Source organism: Bradyrhizobium sp. ma5, assembly GCF_042258955.1.
Classification (GTDB): Bacteria; Pseudomonadota; Alphaproteobacteria; order Rhizobiales; family Xanthobacteraceae; genus Bradyrhizobium.
In genome coordinates, this window is record NZ_CP170156.1 from 8,907,622 (window position 1) to 8,925,677 (window position 18,056).

Annotated in this window: 16 protein-coding genes; 9 read left to right on the forward strand and 7 right to left on the reverse strand. The window is 64.7% G+C overall.

Annotated features, from left to right (window positions below; genetic code table 11):
- Window positions 1-262 precede the first annotated feature (262 nt).
- The 5 genes from pnp (at window position 263) to ACE103_RS42105 (ending at window position 5,576) form a co-directional block, all read left to right on the forward strand.
- Window positions 263-2,419, forward strand: a complete 2,157-nt coding sequence (gene pnp, locus ACE103_RS42085) for a polyribonucleotide nucleotidyltransferase (protein WP_375777729.1) — start codon at window positions 263-265, stop codon at window positions 2,417-2,419.
- A 211-nt stretch (window positions 2,420-2,630) separates the two neighbouring features.
- Complete coding sequence (locus tag ACE103_RS42090) at window positions 2,631-3,365, forward strand: superoxide dismutase (RefSeq protein WP_375777730.1); 735 nt, start codon at window positions 2,631-2,633, stop codon at window positions 3,363-3,365.
- A 115-nt stretch (window positions 3,366-3,480) separates the two neighbouring features.
- The gene (locus tag ACE103_RS42095) at window positions 3,481-3,930 is read left to right on the forward strand and encodes a GNAT family N-acetyltransferase (RefSeq protein WP_375777731.1); all 450 of its coding nucleotides are present in this window, start codon (window positions 3,481-3,483) and stop codon (window positions 3,928-3,930) included.
- Between the two features lie 224 nt (window positions 3,931-4,154).
- Window positions 4,155-4,841 carry a hypothetical protein gene (locus tag ACE103_RS42100; RefSeq protein WP_375777732.1) on the forward strand — a complete coding sequence of 229 codons (687 nt, stop codon included), beginning with the start codon at window positions 4,155-4,157 and terminating at the stop codon, window positions 4,839-4,841.
- 138 nt (window positions 4,842-4,979) lie between these two features.
- Window positions 4,980-5,576 (forward strand): glutathione S-transferase family protein, encoded by a 597-nt coding sequence (locus ACE103_RS42105; RefSeq protein ID WP_375777733.1) that lies wholly within the window; start codon window positions 4,980-4,982, stop codon window positions 5,574-5,576.
- A gap of 43 nt (window positions 5,577-5,619) precedes the next feature.
- Here ACE103_RS42105 and fabV read toward each other — a convergent pair whose 3' ends face one another.
- The 3 genes from fabV to fabA form a co-directional block, all read right to left on the reverse strand.
- Window positions 5,620-6,792, reverse strand: a complete 1,173-nt coding sequence (gene fabV / locus ACE103_RS42110) for an enoyl-ACP reductase FabV (RefSeq protein WP_375777734.1) — start codon at window positions 6,790-6,792, stop codon at window positions 5,620-5,622.
- Between the two features lie 78 nt (window positions 6,793-6,870).
- A complete protein-coding gene (gene fabB, locus ACE103_RS42115) occupies window positions 6,871-8,094 on the reverse strand; it encodes a beta-ketoacyl-ACP synthase I (protein WP_092120717.1) in 1,224 nt (407 codons plus the stop codon).
- A 43-nt stretch (window positions 8,095-8,137) separates the two neighbouring features.
- Window positions 8,138-8,659, reverse strand: a complete 522-nt coding sequence (gene fabA / locus ACE103_RS42120; protein ID WP_223971579.1) for a 3-hydroxyacyl-[acyl-carrier-protein] dehydratase FabA — start codon at window positions 8,657-8,659, stop codon at window positions 8,138-8,140.
- Between the two features lie 329 nt (window positions 8,660-8,988).
- On the opposite strand from fabA, the gene irrA reads away from it, so the two are divergent.
- Window positions 8,989-9,480 carry an iron response transcriptional regulator IrrA gene (gene irrA, locus ACE103_RS42125; RefSeq protein WP_163156898.1) on the forward strand — a complete coding sequence of 164 codons (492 nt, stop codon included), beginning with the start codon at window positions 8,989-8,991 and terminating at the stop codon, window positions 9,478-9,480.
- Between the two features lie 157 nt (window positions 9,481-9,637).
- On the opposite strand, the gene ACE103_RS42130 is transcribed toward irrA, so the two are convergent.
- Window positions 9,638-10,162 carry an SH3 domain-containing protein gene (locus tag ACE103_RS42130; protein ID WP_100555005.1) on the reverse strand — a complete coding sequence of 175 codons (525 nt, stop codon included), beginning with the start codon at window positions 10,160-10,162 and terminating at the stop codon, window positions 9,638-9,640.
- 358 nt (window positions 10,163-10,520) lie between these two features.
- Here ACE103_RS42130 and ACE103_RS42135 point away from each other — a divergent pair, with 358 nt between their 5' ends.
- Window positions 10,521-11,525: a 2-hydroxyacid dehydrogenase gene (locus ACE103_RS42135; protein ID WP_375777735.1), complete on the forward strand. Its 1,005-nt coding sequence runs from the start codon at window positions 10,521-10,523 to the stop codon at window positions 11,523-11,525.
- Window positions 11,526-11,870: 345 nt separating this feature from the next.
- Here the strand turns inward: ACE103_RS42135 and ACE103_RS42140 are convergent, their stop codons facing one another.
- Window positions 11,871-12,791, reverse strand: a complete 921-nt coding sequence (locus ACE103_RS42140) for a LysR family transcriptional regulator (protein WP_375777736.1) — start codon at window positions 12,789-12,791, stop codon at window positions 11,871-11,873.
- 121 nt (window positions 12,792-12,912) lie between these two features.
- On the opposite strand from ACE103_RS42140, the gene ACE103_RS42145 reads away from it, so the two are divergent.
- Complete coding sequence (locus ACE103_RS42145; RefSeq protein ID WP_375777737.1) at window positions 12,913-13,920, forward strand: aldo/keto reductase; 1,008 nt, start codon at window positions 12,913-12,915, stop codon at window positions 13,918-13,920.
- Window positions 13,921-13,924: 4 nt separating this feature from the next.
- Here the strand turns inward: ACE103_RS42145 and ACE103_RS42150 are convergent, their stop codons facing one another.
- Window positions 13,925-14,725 (reverse strand): ThiF family adenylyltransferase, encoded by an 801-nt coding sequence (locus ACE103_RS42150; RefSeq protein ID WP_375777738.1) that lies wholly within the window; start codon window positions 14,723-14,725, stop codon window positions 13,925-13,927.
- Between the two features lie 111 nt (window positions 14,726-14,836).
- Between ACE103_RS42150 and ACE103_RS42155 the strand changes: the two genes are divergently transcribed.
- Complete coding sequence (locus ACE103_RS42155; RefSeq protein WP_375777739.1) at window positions 14,837-16,201, forward strand: peptidoglycan-binding protein; 1,365 nt, start codon at window positions 14,837-14,839, stop codon at window positions 16,199-16,201.
- A gap of 139 nt (window positions 16,202-16,340) precedes the next feature.
- On the opposite strand, the gene ggt is transcribed toward ACE103_RS42155, so the two are convergent.
- Complete coding sequence (gene ggt / locus ACE103_RS42160; RefSeq protein WP_375781294.1) at window positions 16,341-18,020, reverse strand: gamma-glutamyltransferase; 1,680 nt, start codon at window positions 18,018-18,020, stop codon at window positions 16,341-16,343.
- Between the last annotated feature and the right edge of the window lie 36 nt (window positions 18,021-18,056).

Sequence of the window (18,056 nt, forward strand, 5' to 3'; positions counted from 1 at the left end):
CTCGGGCTTTCGAATTGTCGAAAGATGATCATGCGCAACAGCATGGCCATCGCGCCATGCACACTAGCGTCCAGCAGCAATCCGGCCGCTGGACCGGGCAAGATGCCCAGATGACCGAAAGGATGGACGCCATCCGAAATCCAGGGACCATGGCAGGATCGCCGGATGCTGACCGCAGCAGCGCATCAGTGTCTCGCCGTCTTGGCATGGTCTTTGTGTTTCAGGGCGCCGTGCTTTCGTGAAACCATGAAAGAAAACCGAAATGTTCAATTCGCATTCCGTCGAGATCGACTGGGGTGGACGTCCCCTCAAACTTGAAACCGGCAAGATCGCCCGCCAGGCCGACGGCGCCGTGCTGGCCACCTACGGCGAGACCGTGGTGCTCGCCACCGTCGTCGCCGCGAAGTCGCCGCGCGAAGGCGTCGACTTCCTGCCGCTCACGGTCGACTACCAGGAGAAGACCTATGCCGCGGGCCGCATTCCCGGCGGCTATTTCAAGCGCGAGGGCCGTCCGACCGAGAAGGAGACCCTGGTCTCCCGCCTGATCGACCGCCCGATCCGTCCGCTGTTCGTCGACGGCTGGCGCAACGAGACCCAGGTGATCGTCACCGTCCTGTCGCACGACATGGAGAACGATCCGGACATCGTGTCGCTGGTCGCGGCCTCCGCCGCCCTGACGCTGTCGGGCGCGCCGTTCAAGGGCCCGATCGGCGCCGCGCGCGTCGGCTTCGCCAATGACGAGTTCATCCTCAACCCGACGCTCGACGAGATGACCGAGACCCAGCTCGACCTGGTCGTCGCCGGCACCGCCGACGCCGTGCTGATGGTGGAATCGGAAGCCAAGGAGCTCAACGAAGACGTGATGCTCGGCGCGGTCATGTTCGGCCACCGCCACTTCCAGCCGGTCATCAACGCGATCATTGAGCTCGCCGAGAAGGCCGCCAAGGAGCCGCGCGAAGTCACCACGATCGACAATTCGGAGATCGAGAAGGAGATGCTCGGCATCGCCGAGCAGGAGCTGCGCAAGGCCTACGCGATCCCGGTCAAGCAGGAACGCTATGCCGCGGTCGGCGCCGTCAAGGAGAAGGTGCTTGCGCACTTCTTCCCGGAAGGCCAGGAGCCGAAATACGACAAGCTCCGCGTCGCCGGCGTGTTCAAGGAACTGGAAGCCAAGATTGTTCGCTGGAACATCCTCGACACCGGCAAGCGCATCGACGGCCGTGACGCCAAGACCGTGCGCAACATCATCGCCGAAGCCGGCGTGCTGCCGCGCGCCCACGGCTCGGCGCTGTTCACCCGCGGTGAGACCCAGGCGATGGTGGTGACCACGCTCGGCACCGGCGAGGACGAGCAGTACATCGACGCGCTGTCGGGGACGTACAAGGAAACGTTCCTGCTGCACTACAACTTCCCGCCCTACTCGGTCGGTGAAACCGGTCGCCTCGGCGGCACCAAGCGCCGCGAGATCGGCCACGGCAAGCTCGCCTGGCGCGCGATCCACCCGGTGCTGCCGCCGCACCACGAGTTCCCGTACACGATCCGCGTGGTCTCCGAGATCACCGAGTCGAACGGCTCGTCCTCGATGGCCTCGGTCTGCGGCGCCTCGCTGTCGCTGATGGATGCCGGCGTGCCGCTGAAGCGGCCGACGGCCGGTATCGCCATGGGCCTGATCCTCGAAGGTCAGCGTTTCGCGGTGCTGTCGGACATCCTCGGTGACGAGGATCATCTCGGCGACATGGACTTCAAGGTCGCCGGCACCGACCAGGGCATCACCTCGCTCCAGATGGACATCAAGATCGAGGGCATCACCGAAGAGATCATGAAGGTGGCGCTCGGCCAGGCCAAGGAAGGACGCATCCACATCCTGGGTGAGATGTCCAAGGCCCTGACCGCGGCGCGCGCCGAGCTCGGCGAATACGCGCCGCGCATCGAGACCTTCAAGATCGCCACCGACAAGATCCGCGAAGTGATCGGCACCGGCGGCAAGGTGATCCGCGAGATCGTCGAGAAGACCGGCGCCAAGGTCAACATCGAGGACGACGGCACCGTGAAGGTTGCCTCCAACGATGGCGAGGCGATGAAGGCCGCAATCAAGTGGATCAAGTCGATCGCCTCCGATCCGGAGATCGGCCAGATCTACGAGGGCACCGTCGTCAAGGTGATGGAGTTCGGCGCGTTCGTGAACTTCTTCGGCGCCAAGGACGGCCTGGTCCACATCAGCCAGCTCGCGGCGAGCCGCGTGCAGAAGACCTCCGACGTCGTCAAGGAAGGCGACAAGGTCAAGGTCAAGCTGCTCGGCTTCGACGATCGCGGCAAGACCCGCCTGTCGATGAAGGCGGTCGACCAGGAGACCGGCGAGGACCTCGAGGCCAAGCAGAAGACCGACGCGCCAGCCCCGCGCGAAGCGGCCGGCGAGTAAGCCTGTTTGGAATGAAACAACGAAGGGCGGCCGAAAGGCCGCCCTTTTTGTTTGGTGCGATGCTTGAACGCGCTCGGCGCCCTGCCGAGACAATGCGGGATTGCGACGCAGCGTCACAATGACCGTGTTCGAAACGGCATAGGGTGGCCTGCACGTATCTCGCTATGCTCTGTCGAAAGCGACACCAGAGCTTCAGGTCAGGAGGAAACCGATGTCACCCATATCCCGACGCCATCTCGTGCTTGCGGCAACCACGGCCGCCGCGGTCGCGGCGGCGCCACGATTTGCGCTCGCCCAGGCCGCGGCGCAGGCCCCAGCCGGACCATTCAAGATCGATCCGCTGACCTATCCCACCAATGCGCTGGAGCCGCATATTGACGCCAAGACGATGGAGATCCATCACGACCGGCATCATCAGGCCTATGTCACCAACCTCAACAATTTCGCCAAGGACAATCCGCAGATCGCGGAGAAGCCGGTCACCGAGGTGCTCGCCAATCTCGGCAACGTGCCGGACGCGATCCGCACAGGCGTGCGCAACAACATGGGCGGCCACGCCAACCACACGATGTTCTGGCAGATCATGGGACCGAACGGCGGCAAGCCCGATGGCGAAGTGCTCGCCGCGGTCGACCGCGACCTCGGCGGCCTGGAGAAATTGCAGACCGATTTCAACGCCGCCGGCGGACGCGTGTTCGGCTCCGGCTGGGTGTTCGTCACCGTGACCAAGGACGGCAAGCTCGCGATCGAGACGCGGCCGAACCAGGACAATCCGATCATGGACGGCAAGCGCGCGCTGCTCGGCAACGACGTCTGGGAGCACGCCTATTACCTGACCTATCAGAACCGACGGCCGGACTATCTCAAGGCGTGGTGGAGTACGGTGAACTGGAAGGCCGTGGCCGAGCGTTATGCCGCCGCCAAGGCCGGTACGCTCCGCGTGTGAGCCGGGCAAGGCTCGCTGACCGCGAGCGGTTGCGCTAGATTTGAATGCCCCGCGGGACGCTCGCGGGGCTTTCTCTTGTCTGGACATCTTTGGCCGTGCCGCCGGAGCAACCATGATGACGCAGCCGACAATCCGCCGTGGCCGACCCGAAGAATATGATGCGATCGCGCACCTCTGGATGGACAGCTGGACCTCGACTGGACTCACGCCGCGGAGCGACGCCCTGTTGAGCGACCTGCGCGCGCGGCTGCGCCGCGAGATCGACAATGGTTGGCGTCTGTTCGTCGCCGACGACCACGGCACCCTCGCCGCGATGCTGGCGCTGCACCCGCCGACCCTGGTGCTCGACCAGTTGATGGTTGCGCCCAGCCATCAGGGCAAGAGCCTCGGGCGCGAGCTGCTCGCCTTCGCCCGCACGCAATTGCCCGACGAGATTCAGCTGAGATGCGTCCGCGAGAACGAAAAGGCCTGGCGCTGGTACGAGCGCGAAGGCTTTGTTTTCGAGAAGGAAGAGATCAGTCCGATGGGCTTCATGATGAAGCACTACCGGTGGACGAAACGATGAGCGCGATCGTCCGCCTTGCGGAGACCGCCTGCACGTTCTAGTGAGGCTGAACTATTCCATAAACCTTTCGTTGGTCGATCATGATCCGTCGTTTCGCGGTCGCTGCCGTCCTCATGTCATGCTTGGGCGCGGCGGGATGGGCTCAGTCTCCCTCGACATCGCCCGCGCCTTCCGCGCCCATCAAGTCCACTGCGAAGAAGACCGCGTCGAAGGCCAAGCCGGCCATGAAGCCGGCCGTTGCTGCGGAGACCGGGCCGTGCCGGCTCGGCGTCATCTCGGTGCTCGGAAATCAATTCGCCGTACAGAAATTCGGCGTGACCCCGTTCGAGTACGAAGGCACCGATGTTCAGGTCGACTGGGCGCTGGACGATCTCGTCTTCGCGCGGGTTCGCGCGGCAACCGGCAATGACCCCGCGGTGCGCAGGATCAGCTATCCTAGAAACGCGTTCGACCCATTCTACCATCCGAAGCCACATCTGCTGCCGGATCCGAGCGAGGACCTGCCCGCGATCGTTCGAGGCTTCACGTCGAATGCCACCTGCGAACGCTACCTCGTCGTGACCAAGTTCAGATTGCGCCCGCAGAATACCAACCTCGATCTGCACGGCATCGGCACCTACAATCAGGGTCTTGGCTCGATGCTCAGGCACTCGCATGTGTTCGCCAATGTCGCGCTGACGCTGCTCGACGGCAGGAGCTATGCGAGGGTCGATCGCACATTGGTGGATATGCGCAACAGATTTTCCGAAAGCATGAGAATGACGGAAAATCCGCTGAAGCATCTCGACAATTCAGACTTTCCCACCCCTCCCGAGGCCGCGGCCTCCAGCGCGACGCTTCGCGAGAAGACCCGCGGGCTCGTTGCGGAACAGCTGGACCAGGCGCTGCCGGACTATCTGAAGGACCAATAGATCGGCTCGCGGACGAGGCCAACGAGCCGAACCACCCTTCGCAGGTGAGTTTGCCGCAGCCATGGTACGTTGCCACCACGATGCAGACGCACGATGAAACGGGCGCTGTTCGCACGCCCCGAAGAAAGGGACCGCACCATGATCAAGCTGTACTGGTCGCCGCGCTCGCGCTCGTTCTCCGCGATCTGGCTACTCGAGGAATCCGGACTGGCTTACGAACGGGTGCTGACCGACATCAGCACCGGCGCGCAGAAATCGCCGGAGTTCCTCAAGATCAACCCGATGGGCAAGGTGCCGGCGTTGACCGACGGCGATGCCCGGCTCGCCGAGGCCGCCGCGATCTGCGCCTATATCGCCGACCGCTATCCCGAGACCAAGCTCGCGCCAGCCACCAACGATCCGCAGCGCGCACGCTATCTGCAATGGCTGTTCTTCTCGCCGAGCTGCATCGAGCCCGCGCTGATCCAGCTCTTCACCAAGCTCGAGGTGCCGACCAGCACCGCGGCGTGGGGCAGCGCGGCCCAGGTGTTCGACGTGCTCGATGCCGAGTTGCAGAAGGGGCCGTGGATCCTCGGCGATCAGTTCTCCGCCGCCGACATCGCGATCGGCGCGGGACTTAATTTCGCAGTGCGCGTGTTCAAGATGGTGCCGCCGCGGCCGTCATTCGAGGCCTATATCGACCGCTGCGTGGCGCGGCCCGCATTCCAGCGCGCAGAGAAGATCGCGGCAGGATAACGCGATGTAGCCCGGATGCAGCGCAGCAGCGTATGAGGCTGGCCTAACCCGGGACGACGCGCGGATCGACGTCCTGCGTGTAGTCGACGCCGTCGATGCCGAAGCCGAACAGACGGAGGAACTGGCTCTTGTATTCGCCGAGGTCCGCCAGCTCGCCGAGCGTCTCGGTGGTGAGTAGCGGCCAGCGCCGCGACACTTCCGTCTGCACGTCGGGCGACAGCTCCCAGTCGTCGACCCGGATGCGCTGCACATCATCGAGCGCGACATCCTTGCCGAGCTTCCTCCGGAACAGGCGGTCGATCTGCTCGATGCAGCCTTCATGAAGGCCAAGCTGCTTCATCACCTTGAACAGTACGGTGCCATAGAGCGGCACCACCGGAATCGCCGAGCTCGCCTGAGTGACCACGGCCTTCAGCGCGACGACGCGGGCCGCGTCCGCACCGAGCCGGCCGCGGATCGCTTCCGCCTTGCTGTCGAGGTCGACCTTGGCGCGGCCAAGCGTGCCGTTCCAGTAGATCGGCCAGGTCAGCTCGCTGCCGATATAGGTGTAGTTGAGGGTCCGGAAGCCCGGCGCCAGCACGCCGGCATCGGCGAACTGGTCGATCCAGCGTTTCCAGTCATCGCCGCCCATCACCGCGACCGTGGCCGCGGTTTGCTCCTCGTTCGCCGGCTCAAGGGTAGTCTGGAACACCTCGCCGGTCTCGGTGTCGAGCGTCTTGATCTCGACCGGGGCGCCGAGCGGCTTGATGACCGAGCGATAGGTCGTGCCGGTGTCCGGATCGGTGCGGACCGGCGCCGCCATGCTGTAGACCAGCAAATCGAGCTGTCCGAATTTTTCGCGCACGCGCTCGATGAAGTCTTTCTTCATTTCGTCGGAGAAGGCGTCGCCCTCCAACGTGAGCGGCGAGCGGCCGATCTTCTCGGCCTCGATCTCGAAGGCGCGATTGTTGTACCAGCCGGCGCTGGCGCTTCTTTTCTCCGACGGCTCGCGCTCCAGCGATACGCCGATCGTATCCGCGCCGCCGGCGAAGGTCGCGACGATGCGGCTCGCGAGGCCGTAGCCCGTCGAGCAGCCCAGCACGGCAACGCGTTTCGGGCAGTCGGCGACCGGGCCCTGCCTGAGAACGTAAGCGATCTGTTCGCGGACATTCGTCGCGCAGCCGACGGGATGTGCCGTCGTGCAGATGAAGCCTCGCACGCGCGGTTCAATAATCATTCCCACCCCATTCCGGATCGTTGCAATATCCCCATTCGCTGCCTGCGGACCTCCCTCAGCAAGCGAGGAGAGGCGAAATCAGGCATCAAGCCGCCTGAACACCAGCGTGGCGTTGGTACCGCCGAAGCCGAACGAGTTCGACAGCACGGTCGTGAGCTTGGCGTTGTCGATGCGCTTGCGCACGATCGGCATGTCGGCGAACACCGGATCGAGCTCGGTGATATGCGCGCTTTCGCAGATGAAGCCGTTGTTCAGCATCAGCAACGAGTAGATCGCTTCCTGCACGCCGGTGGCGCCGAGCGAGTGGCCGGTCAGCGCCTTGGTCGCCGAGATCGGCGGGCACTTGTCGCCGGTGCCGAACACCTTGCGGATCGCCTCGATCTCCGGCGGATCGCCGGCCGGCGTCGAGGTGGCGTGTGGATTGATGTAATCGACCGGCGTGTCGACCGTCGACATCGCCATGCGCATGCAGCGCTCGGCGCCCTCGCCCGACGGCGCCACCATGTCGTATCCGTCGGAGGTCGCGCCGTAGCCGACGACCTCACCGTAGATCCGCGCGCCGCGCGCCTTGGCATGCTCGAGCTCTTCGAGCACCACGACACCTGCGCCACCGGCGATCACGAAACCGTCGCGGCTGATGTCGTAGGGACGCGAGGCGGTCGCCGGCGTGTCGTTGTACTTCGACGACATGGCGCCCATGGCGTCGAACAGCACCGACAGCGTCCAGTCGAGTTCCTCGCAGCCGCCGGCGAAGATGATGTCCTGCTTGCCGATCTGGATCGTCTCGTAGGCATTGCCGATGCAATGGTTCGACGTCGCGCAGGCCGACGAGATCGAGTAGTTCACGCCCTTGATCTTGAACCAGGTCGCGAGCGTCGCCGATGCGGTCGAAGACATTCCCTTCGGCACCGCGAACGGTCCGACGCGCTTCGGGCCCTTGGCGCGCGCGATGTCGGCGGCCTCCACCAGCGTGCGCGTCGACGGTCCGCCGGATCCCATGATGATGCCGGTGCGGATGTTGGAGACTTCGTTCTCCTCGAGGCCGGAGTCGCGGATCGCCTGCTCCATGGCGACGTGATTCCAGGCAGCACCTTCGGCAAGGAACCGCATCGCGCGGCGATCGATCACCTCGGCAGGATTGAGCGTCGGCGCACCGTGCACCTGCGAACGGAAGCCGAGCTCGGCGGCCTTCTCCGCACGCGAAATGCCCGACTTCGCCTCGTAGAGGCTCGCAAGCACTTCCTGGGTGTTGTTACCGATGGACGAGACAATTCCCATCCCCGTGATGACAACCCGCCTCATGTTCGCCTCGCCCTGCCTTTATGTTGCCGCATGATGATCCTGCTCAAGATGGCGACGTGCCCTGCTTGAACAATCCGACCTTCAAGTCCTTGGCGCGATAAATAATCTCGTCGTCCATGGAAAGCCACCCGTCGGCAATTCCAAGCACGAGCTTTGACCGCATCACACGCTTGATATCGATGTTGTACACAACCTTGCGCGCGTGCGGCAGCACCTGTCCGGAGAACTTCAGCTCGCCGAGGCCGAGCGCGCGGCCGCGACCTTCGCCACCACTCCAGCCAAGGTAAAAGCCGACCATTTGCCACATGGCATCGAGGCCGAGGCAGCCCGGCATCACCGGATCGTTCTTGAAATGGCAGCCGAAGAACCAGAGATCCGGCTTCACGTCGAGCTCGGCGCGCACCAGCCCCTTGCCGTACTCGCCGCCGGTTTGCGAGATCTCACTGATGCGATCGAACATCAGCATCGGTGGCAGCGGCAACTGGGCGTTGCCGGGGCCGAAAAGCTCGCCCCGTCCGCAAGCCAGCAAATCCTCGTATTCGTAACCGCCGCGCCGATCCAGCATCCTCTTTCCACCTCTGATGTCCCGATGAAGCGCTTTGCTTGGTCGGACCTTGATCTACCCACGGGAACCGGAATAACCCGTCCCGCATCTTGGCGCTACCTGGGTACGCTACCGGCCTGTTATCTCTGCCGAAAGCGCATATGTGGTCCGCGCGCTCTCTAACATAGGGCTAACTGGGCGGCAAAGCGGCATTCCGATGATAAATTACCGCTTCTCCTTAGGTTTCTACCGCAGCTTGGATTCGTTCTAGTTGCGAAAAACTTGCATCTGATGGGCATCCTTTTTATATTTATAAGGAATATTGCCTGAGTTGGGTGCATAGAGTGGATATGAACGACGAAGTACCGGCCGTGAATGATGACGCCGTGCACCCGGCTGCCCGGGGCGCTGGGCATCACCCTGCCCTGACCGGCTGCCCGTGGCATGACGTCAACGAGATGCTGCAGTCTGCCGGCCTCCGGCCGACCCGTCAGCGCATGGCGCTAGGCTGGCTGCTGTTCGGCAAGGGTGCCCGCCACCTGACCGCTGAAATGCTGTACGAGGAAGCCACGCTGGCCAAGGTTCCGGTGTCGCTGGCGACCGTCTACAACACGCTCAACCAGCTGACCGATGCCGGGCTGCTGCGCCAGGTCAGCGTCGATGGCACCAAGACCTATTTCGACACCAACGTGTCGACGCATCACCACTTCTATCTCGAGCACAACCACGAGCTGGTCGACATCCCCGACCCGAACCTCGTGCTGTCGAAAATGCCCAACGTGCCTGATGGCTACGAGATTTCCCGCGTCGACATGGTCGTGCGGCTGCGCAAGAAGCGCTGATCCCGCCTTGACGTCGATTTGAGTTGTGATGGCCGGGCTCGTCCCGGCCATTGTCGTTTTGCACTAACGTCATTCCGGGGCGATGCGTCAGCATCGAACCCGGAATCTCGAGATTCCGGGTCTGGTGCTCGCGCACCATCCGGAATGACGCTGCGCGTCAGTCCACCTTCTCGTCGGCGTAGACGCCCCACAGGCGTTGCTGCTCGATCCAGCCGTCGAACCCGTTACCGGTGACCCGGCACCAGTTATTGGCGCATTTCTTGACCTGTGCGACGACGCCGGCCTGCAGTCGCGCGGCGATGGCGCTGGTGGCGTCGGGACGATCGTACAGCGAGGCCAGGTCGTCCTTGTTCTTCATCGTAACGACCGCGGTGCGGCGGCCGGACAACAGGGAGTGATAGACCCAGCCTTCGGCGCCTTCGGAATCGCGCACCCGGCGCCAGTTCTCGAACTCGGCGGTGATTTCGACCGGCAGCCCCGACCGCGTGTAGACCCAGGCGACGTCATTGTCCTTGGTCGGGCCGCCCCGGACGTTCACGTGATCGGATTTCAGGCTGACATAGCGCGGAATCGGCAGGCCGCTGGTGGTGGGGCTCAAATCCTTGGCAGTATGTCCGGGCATGACCGACGCACTCAGCATGCTCCCGACCAGAGCCACCAATGAACCCAAACGCCAGACCATCAACTCGTCTCCTGCCGAGATGCCCAACCCGCATTCGGCGAGCTGCAACCCAAACCCAAATTCAAACCCAAGCCTAAACCCGTGGCCGAAGGCCCCGGCGCCGGTGCACTTCGGTCCCTGCCCGCATCGATCCGAGGGGTTCTTGTCTTGGCCCGGCCTTCTGCTAGAGAGGACGGAACGCCTGAGAGCCAGAACACCCGAATTTCCCCTGACGAAAGTCGGGGCAAGTATCGGGGAACCCTAGGAAACGCGAAGGAAACGCCGGGACAGCGCGGCTATCAGCAGTGTCGAACAACCGGGTTAATGAGGCCTCAACGGCTCGGTTTTTGACGGGCCGCGCGCCTCATGAAAGCAGGACATGTCGGTGAAGAAAAAGCCTCTCGTCGTCGTCACCCGCAAGCTGCCGGACTCGATCGAGACCCGGATGCGCGAGCTGTTCGATGCCAGACTGAATCTCGACGACACGCCGATGACGCCGGAACAGATCGCCGAGGCGGCGAGGACCGCCGACGTGCTGGTGCCGACCGTGACCGACATGATCCGCGAGGACGTGATCAATCAGCCCGACTGCAAGCTGAAGCTGATCGCCAATTTCGGCAACGGCGTCGACAATATCGACGTCACCGCCGCCCATGCTCGCGGCATCACGGTGACCAATACGCCGAAGGTGCTGACCGAGGACACCGCCGACATGACCATGGCGCTGATCCTTGCCGTGCCACGCCGGCTGATCGAGGGCGCCTCGATCCTGACCGAAGGCAAGCAGCACTGGGCCGGCTGGTCGCCGACCTGGATGCTGGGCCACCGCATCGGCGGAAAAAGGCTCGGCATCATCGGCATGGGCCGCATCGGCCAGGCCGTAGCGCGCCGCGCCCGCGCCTTCGGGCTGCAGATCCACTATCACAACCGCCGGCCGGTGGCGCCCGTCATCGCCGACGAGTTGGGGGCGACCTATTGGGAAAGCCTCGACCAGATGCTGGCGCGGATGGACATCATCTCGGTGAACTGCCCGCACACGCCGGCGACCTATCATCTGCTCTCGGCGCGGCGGCTCAAGCTGATCCGGAAAGAGGCCTATATCGTCAACACCGCGCGCGGCGAGGTGATCGACGAGGACACCCTGGTCAAGCTGATCGAAGCCGGCGATGTCGGCGGCGCAGGCCTCGACGTCTATGAGCACGAGCCCGCGGTGAACCCGAAGCTGGTGCGGCTCGCCAGGGCCGGCAAGGTGACGCTGCTGCCGCACATGGGCTCGGCCACCATCGAAGGCCGCGTCGAGATGGGCGAGAAGGTGATCATCAACATCCGAACCTTCCTCGACGCCCACAAGCCGCCGGACCGCGTGCTGCCGAGCATGTTGTAAGTGCTCGTAGCCCGGATGGAGCCAACGGGTCGCGCGAACGCGCGCCCGATGACAGGCTTCGCGAAATCCGGGACAGCATCGCCGCGTCAAGACCGCCCCGGATTCCGCTTCGCTTCATCCGGGCTACGACACCGCCAAAATATCGAAAACAACCCCATGCAAAGTAGCCGGTGCGGCCGCAGCTCGACCAGGCAACTTGAAACCAACACTCGCTGTCGTCCCGGCGCAGGCCGGGACCCATAACCACCGACAGTCATTGCTCCACTGTGCTGGAACGACGAGTCCCGCTCCCAACTTCCGCTGCGGAGTATGGGTCCCGGCCTTCGCCGGGACGACGATGTGGGTCTAGCTCGACTTCGTCTTCCGCCGCGCCTGCTTGCGCCAGTCGGCGACGAACGACACGAAGGCGGCGAGCGCCGGGGGCGGCTGGCGCCGGCTCGGGTAGTACAGGAACGGCCCGTCGAACGGCGGGCACCAGTCGTCGAGCACGCTGACCAGCGCACCGGATTTGATGCCGTAGCGGACATAGCCTTCGAACGTCGCCCAGTAACCGACGCCGTCATGCACCGCGCGCAGCGCGAGGCCGAGATAGGTCGCGGTCAGCTTGGCCGGCGGCGAAATCTTCACCACGCGGCCGCTCTTCTCGAACTCCCAGTCGAACAACACGCCGTTGCTGAAGCGGCTGCGGATGCAGGCATGCGCCAGCAGATCCTTCGGATGCATCGGCCGGCCGTGCTTCGCGACATAGTCGCGTGACGCCACCACCGCGTAACGCTGCGGCGCGCCGAGCTGGACGGCAATCATGTCCTGCGCCAGGTGCTCGCCATAGCGCACGCCGGCGTCGAAGCCCTGCGCGACGACGTCGACGAACGCGCTCTCGGCGACCACGTCGAGCTCGACTTGCGGATATCGGGCGAGGAACGGTGCGATCATCGGCGCCAGCACCAGATCGACCGCGGGCGGCGGCGCGTTGATGCGCAGCCGCCCCGACGGCTCGGCGCGCAGGCCGCGCACCTCGGTGATCGCGTCGGCGACGTTGACCATTGCCGGCGCGACGCGGGCGAGCAGCAGTTCGCCGGCTTCGGTCAGCGCGACGCTGCGGGTGGTGCGATTCATCAGGCGGACGCCGAGCCGCTCCTCCATGTCGCGCAGGCGCTGGCTGAGGCTCGATACCGAGACGCGGCTCTCCAGCGCCGCCCGCCGGAAGTTGCGCGTGCGCGCCACCGCCACGAAGGCGTCGAGGTCGCGAAGGTCAAAATCCTGCATTGTTCGATATAGTGAACAACCCATTCGGGATTGTCCAGCTTATCCCAAAAGCCAAACCGGCCCATATCAGCCGCGTCATTCGGCGGCGGATCATCCGCCGCAACATCTTGGGAATACCACCATGGACGCACGCAAACTCGGTTCCACCGGCCCGACAGTTTCGCTGATCGGCCTCGGCTGCATGGGCATGTCCGATTTCTACGGCCCGACCGACCGCAGCGAGAGCATCGCCACCATCCATGCCGCGCTCGAGGCCGGCGTCACGCTGCTCGACACCGGCGACTTCTACGGCATGGGCCACAACGAGATGCTGATCGGCGAGGCGCTGAAGGGCCGCAGCCGCGACAATCTCATGATCAGCGTCAAGTTCGGCGCGCTGCGCGATCGCAACTACGGCTTCCTCGGCTATGACTGCCGGCCCAATGCCGTGAAGAATTTCGTCGCCTATTCGCTGCAGCGGCTCGGCGTCGATCACATCGATATCTATCGCCCGGCGCGGCTCGACCCCAACGTGCCGATCGAGGACACGGTCGGCGCGATGGCCGACATGATCAAGGCCGGCTGGATCAGGCATATCGGCCTCTCCGAAGTGGGTTCCGACACCATCCGACGCGCCCACAAGGTGCATCCGATCGCCGATCTGCAAATCGAGTATTCGCTGATCTCGCGCGGCATCGAGACCGACATCCTGAAGACCTGCCGCGAGCTTGGCATCGGCGTCACCGCCTATGGCGTGCTGGCACGCGGGCTGATCAGCGGGCACTGGTCGAAGAACCAGGCAGGCGAAAAAGATTTCCGCCTGATGAGCCCGCGCTTCCAGGCCGGCAACATCGACACCAACCTTGCGCTTGCCGATCGGCTGCGCGTCATCGCCGGCGAGATCGGCGCCTCTCCAGCGCAGGTCGCGATCGCCTGGGTCGCGGCGCAGGGCAAGGACATCGTGCCGCTGGTCGGCGCGCGGCGGCGCGAGCGGCTCACTGAAGCGCTCGGCGCGCTCGATGTGAGATTGACCGCGGCGCATCTCGCCGCACTGGCCGAAGCATTTCCGCCTGGCGCGGCCGCCGGCGGACGCTATCCGGAGGAGCACCTTCGGCACATGGACAGCGAGAAGCCCGCGACTGCGTCCTGACGAACTACCGATGCCCGCTCAGATCGGTGATGACAGGTGCATCACCATTGAGCGGGTTCTGCGGATCGCGCGCGTAGCGCAGGGTTTCGAACCGCATCGCGCGCGCATCCACCATCAGGAGACGGCCGACCAGGCCCTCGCCGAAGCCGACGATCTCGCGGATCGCCTCCAGCGCCATCATCGACCCCATGAGGCCGGCGAGCGCGCCCATCACGCCGGCCTCGGCGCAGGCCGGCACCGTGCCCGGCGGCGGCGCTTCCGGGAACAGGCAGCGATAGGTCGGGTTGAACACGCCGTCCGCATTCCTCTCGTGCGCCCGGATCGTGGTCAGCGAACCGTCGAACTGCCCGAGCGCCGCGGTGATCAGCGGCCTTTTCGCGAGGAAGCAGGCATCGGCGACGAGGTATCGGGTTTCGAAATTATCGGAGCCGTCGAGCACGAGATCGTAGTTTCCGATCAGCGCCATCGCATTGTCGGCGGTGAGCCGCATCGGATGCGCCTCGAACGCCACATGCGGGTTGAGCGCTTGGATCTGCGCCGCCGCGCTGTCGACCTTGCGCTTGCCGATGTCGGACGTCGTATGGATGATCTGGCGCTGCAAATTGGAGAGCGAGACGATATCGTCATCGATCACGCCGAGCCGGCCGACGCCGGCGGCGGCCAGATACATCAGCACCGGCGCGCCAAGGCCGCCGGCGCCGATCACCAGCACCGACGCCTTTTTCAACGCATTCTGGCCGGGGCCGCCCACCTCGCGCAGCACGATGTGGCGGGCATAGCGTTCGAGTTCGTCGGCACTCAGCATCTTGATGTCCTGCGCGCTGTTCCCTGAACCGGAGCGCGGTTGTTGCCGACCAAGCAGATGTGCTTAATTGCGTGGACGTCAATGGTGTCAGTCATTTCCCCCGGATTTGTCATGAGATTGATGCTTTCGGCAACATTGATGGTCGCGGCCGTGATGGTCGGCGCTGCGCACGCCCAATTGACGCCGCCGACGACGGCCGGGGCCAAGCCGAAGACCGTGACGACGGTGCCGGTTCGCCCCGCTCTGCAAAAGCCGGAAGATACCGCGAGCGCCATGGCGCAGGCCGAGCGGCTGGCGCTGCAATCCGACCTCGCCTGGGTCGGCGAATATAACGGCGCGATTACCGGCGACGTCAGCGAGCGCATGGTCAATGCGATCAAGGAATTCCAGAAGAACCGCGGCGGCAAGCCGACCGGCGTGCTGAATCCGCAGGAACGCGGCGTGCTCGCCGACACTGCGCGGCGCAAGCAGGAGAGCGTCGGCTGGAGGGTCGTCACCGAGCCTGCCACCGGCGCGCGGCTCGGCATTCCCACCAAACTGGTGCCGCAGCTCACCAGCGACGCTTCAGGCGCCAAATGGACCTCACCGACCGGCACCGTCCAGGTGCTGCTGACCCGGCGCAAGGAAGCGAGCCCGACCACCGCGAAGCTTGCCGAGCAGGAAAAGAAGGAGCCGGCCGGCCGCACCATCGACTACACCGTGGTGAAGCCGGATTTCTTCGTGCTCTCGGGCATGCAAGGGCTGAAGAAATTCTATCTGCGCGGCACCTTGAAGGGCGACGAGGTCCGCACCCTCACCATTCTCTATGATCAGGCGATGCAGACCACCGTCGAGCCGGTGGTGATCGCGATGTCGAGCGCCTTCAACGCATTTCCGTCCGGCGTACAAGTCGGGCCGCCGCCGCGCAAGACCGTCGAATATGCCACCGGCGTCGTGGTCAGCGACGATGGCGCTGTCATCACCGATCGCATCGCGACCGACGACTGCATCGCGCTGACGATCCCGGGCTACGGCAGTGCCGACCGGGTCGCCGCGGACAAGGAGCACGATCTCGCTCTGCTGCGCATCTATGGCGCGCGCGGGCTGAAGCCGCTCAACATCGCAGGCCAGGCGACGCTGACCGCGCTCGACATCACCGGCATCGCCGATCCGCAGAACCAGGGCGGCGGCGCGGCCGCGAGCAGCGTGAAGGCCGCTGTAGCGCAACTCGGCGGCGGCGATCAGGCCCTGTCGCCGCCGCCTGCGATCGGATTCTCCGGGGCGGCGGCACTCGACGGCGGCGGCAAATTCGCCGGCATCGCGGTGCTGAAGCCCGTCATTGTCGCCGGCCCAGCCAACGCCGCACCGCCGGCGCAGGCGGCTTTGGTGCCGGCCGACACGGTGCGGAGCTTCCTGAAGGCGCATGGCGTCAACGCAACGGGCGAATCGGCGGACGCCAAGGCCGCCGTGGTCCGCGTGATCTGCGTCAGGAAATAGGACACTGTCATCGCCCGCGAAGGCGGGCGATCCAGTATTCCAGAGACAGTTACGATAGAGTCGAGAAGCCGCGGGGTACTGGATCGCCCGGTCGAGCCGGGCGATGATAATTGTGGATGAGGATGCAGCTTTGTCGGCCTCACTCCAGCGCAAACCGCACACCCGGGCGAGCCAGACCACCGGCGATGCCGACCGGCGTGCCGTCGGCGCGCCAGCAGGCCGCGCCGGACATGGTGCCGTCGGCGTGGAACTGGATCGCGTTCATGCCGCCGGCGACCGTCGGCACGACCTGCACCTTGTGGCCTTTCGCCGACAGCGCCGCGCGGATGGTCTCCGGGACCGCCCGCTCGACCTCGAGCGCATTGCCCTCGGTCCAGACCCGTGGGGCCTCGACCGCCTCCTGCAGGTCCATGCCGTGATCGATCAGGTTGATCAGCGCCTGCATCGCGCTCGGGAAGATGCGCTTTCCGCCGGGCAGGCCGAGCGCGTAAACGAGTTTGCCGTCGCGCAGCGCCATCATCGGCGACATCGAGGTGGTGACGCGCTTGCCTGCGGCGAGCGACAGCGCGTGTCCCGGCCGCGGATCGAACAGGTTCATGTAGTTGTTCGGCACGGTGCCGAGGCCCGGGATCAGGATCTTGGCCCCGAACAGATTGTTGATGGTCTGGGTGGTCGCCACCACATTGCCCATCGCATCCGCTGCCGTCATGTGCGTGGTGTGCGCGCTTTCGAGCTGCGTGACGCCGGCGCTCCAGGCCTGCGCGCGGTCGGGATCGATCGCGCGGCGGCGCTCCTCGGCATAGGCCTTCGAAGTCAGCCGCTCCACCGGCACGTTGATATAGGCGGGATCGCCGCTCGCGGCCGCGCGATCGGCAAAGGCAATCTTCAGCACCTCGGCGAGATAATGGATCGTCTCGCTCGTGCCGAAGCCGAGGCGCGCGATGTCGTAGCCTTCGAGGATGTTCAGCATCTGCGTGATGTGCACGCCTGATGCCGCCGGTGGCGGGGGCCCGAGGATTTCCCAGCCGCGGTAGTCGCAGCGGATCGGCTGCCGCTCGACGGTTTTATAAGCCGCGAGATCCTCTTGCGCGACGAAGCCGCCGTTCTTTTTCATGTAGTCGACCAGGATGTCGCCGAGCGGTCCCTGGTACAGCGCGTTGTCGCCGTGGTCGGCGATGTATTTCAGCGTCTCGGCATATTCGGCCTGCACCACGCGCTCGCCCGGCTTCAGCGGAGTGCCGCCAGGCAGATAGATCGCCGCAATCGGCTTGTCCTTCAGCATCTCCGTGGCGCTGTCGGTAATGCATTCGTGCAAGTACTGTGTCGCCGCGTAGCCGCGCGCGGCATGCTTGATCGCGGGCTGCATCACGTCGGCGGGGCTCATGGTGCCGAAACGGCGCAGCGTTTCGCACCACGCCTTCAGCGAGCCCGGCACCGCGACCGCCTTAGGCCCGTTCAAATTCTCGTTTCCGACGGTGTCGAACACATCGTGCGCCGAACCGGGCTTCGAGGTGTAAGTATCCGGCCGCACCGCCTTCGGCACCGTGCTCTGGCCGTCGATCAAGCGATGGCTGCCGTCGGCGAGGCGGATATGCGCCATACCGCCGCCGATGATGCCGACCATCATCGGCTCGACCACGGTCAGCGTGAACAAAGTCGCAATCGCCGCATCGATCGCATTGCCGCCGGCAGCCAGCATCTCGGCGCCGGCGCTCGATGCCAGCGGATGATTGCTCACCACCATGCCGCGGCTGCTAGTGGCCGGCTGTTTCTCGCACTGAAAGCTTGTCGCGGCGCGATCGCGCCAGTTGCCGTTCATCGCCATTGTGTTCTCGTTGTTGATGGAGCGATGGGA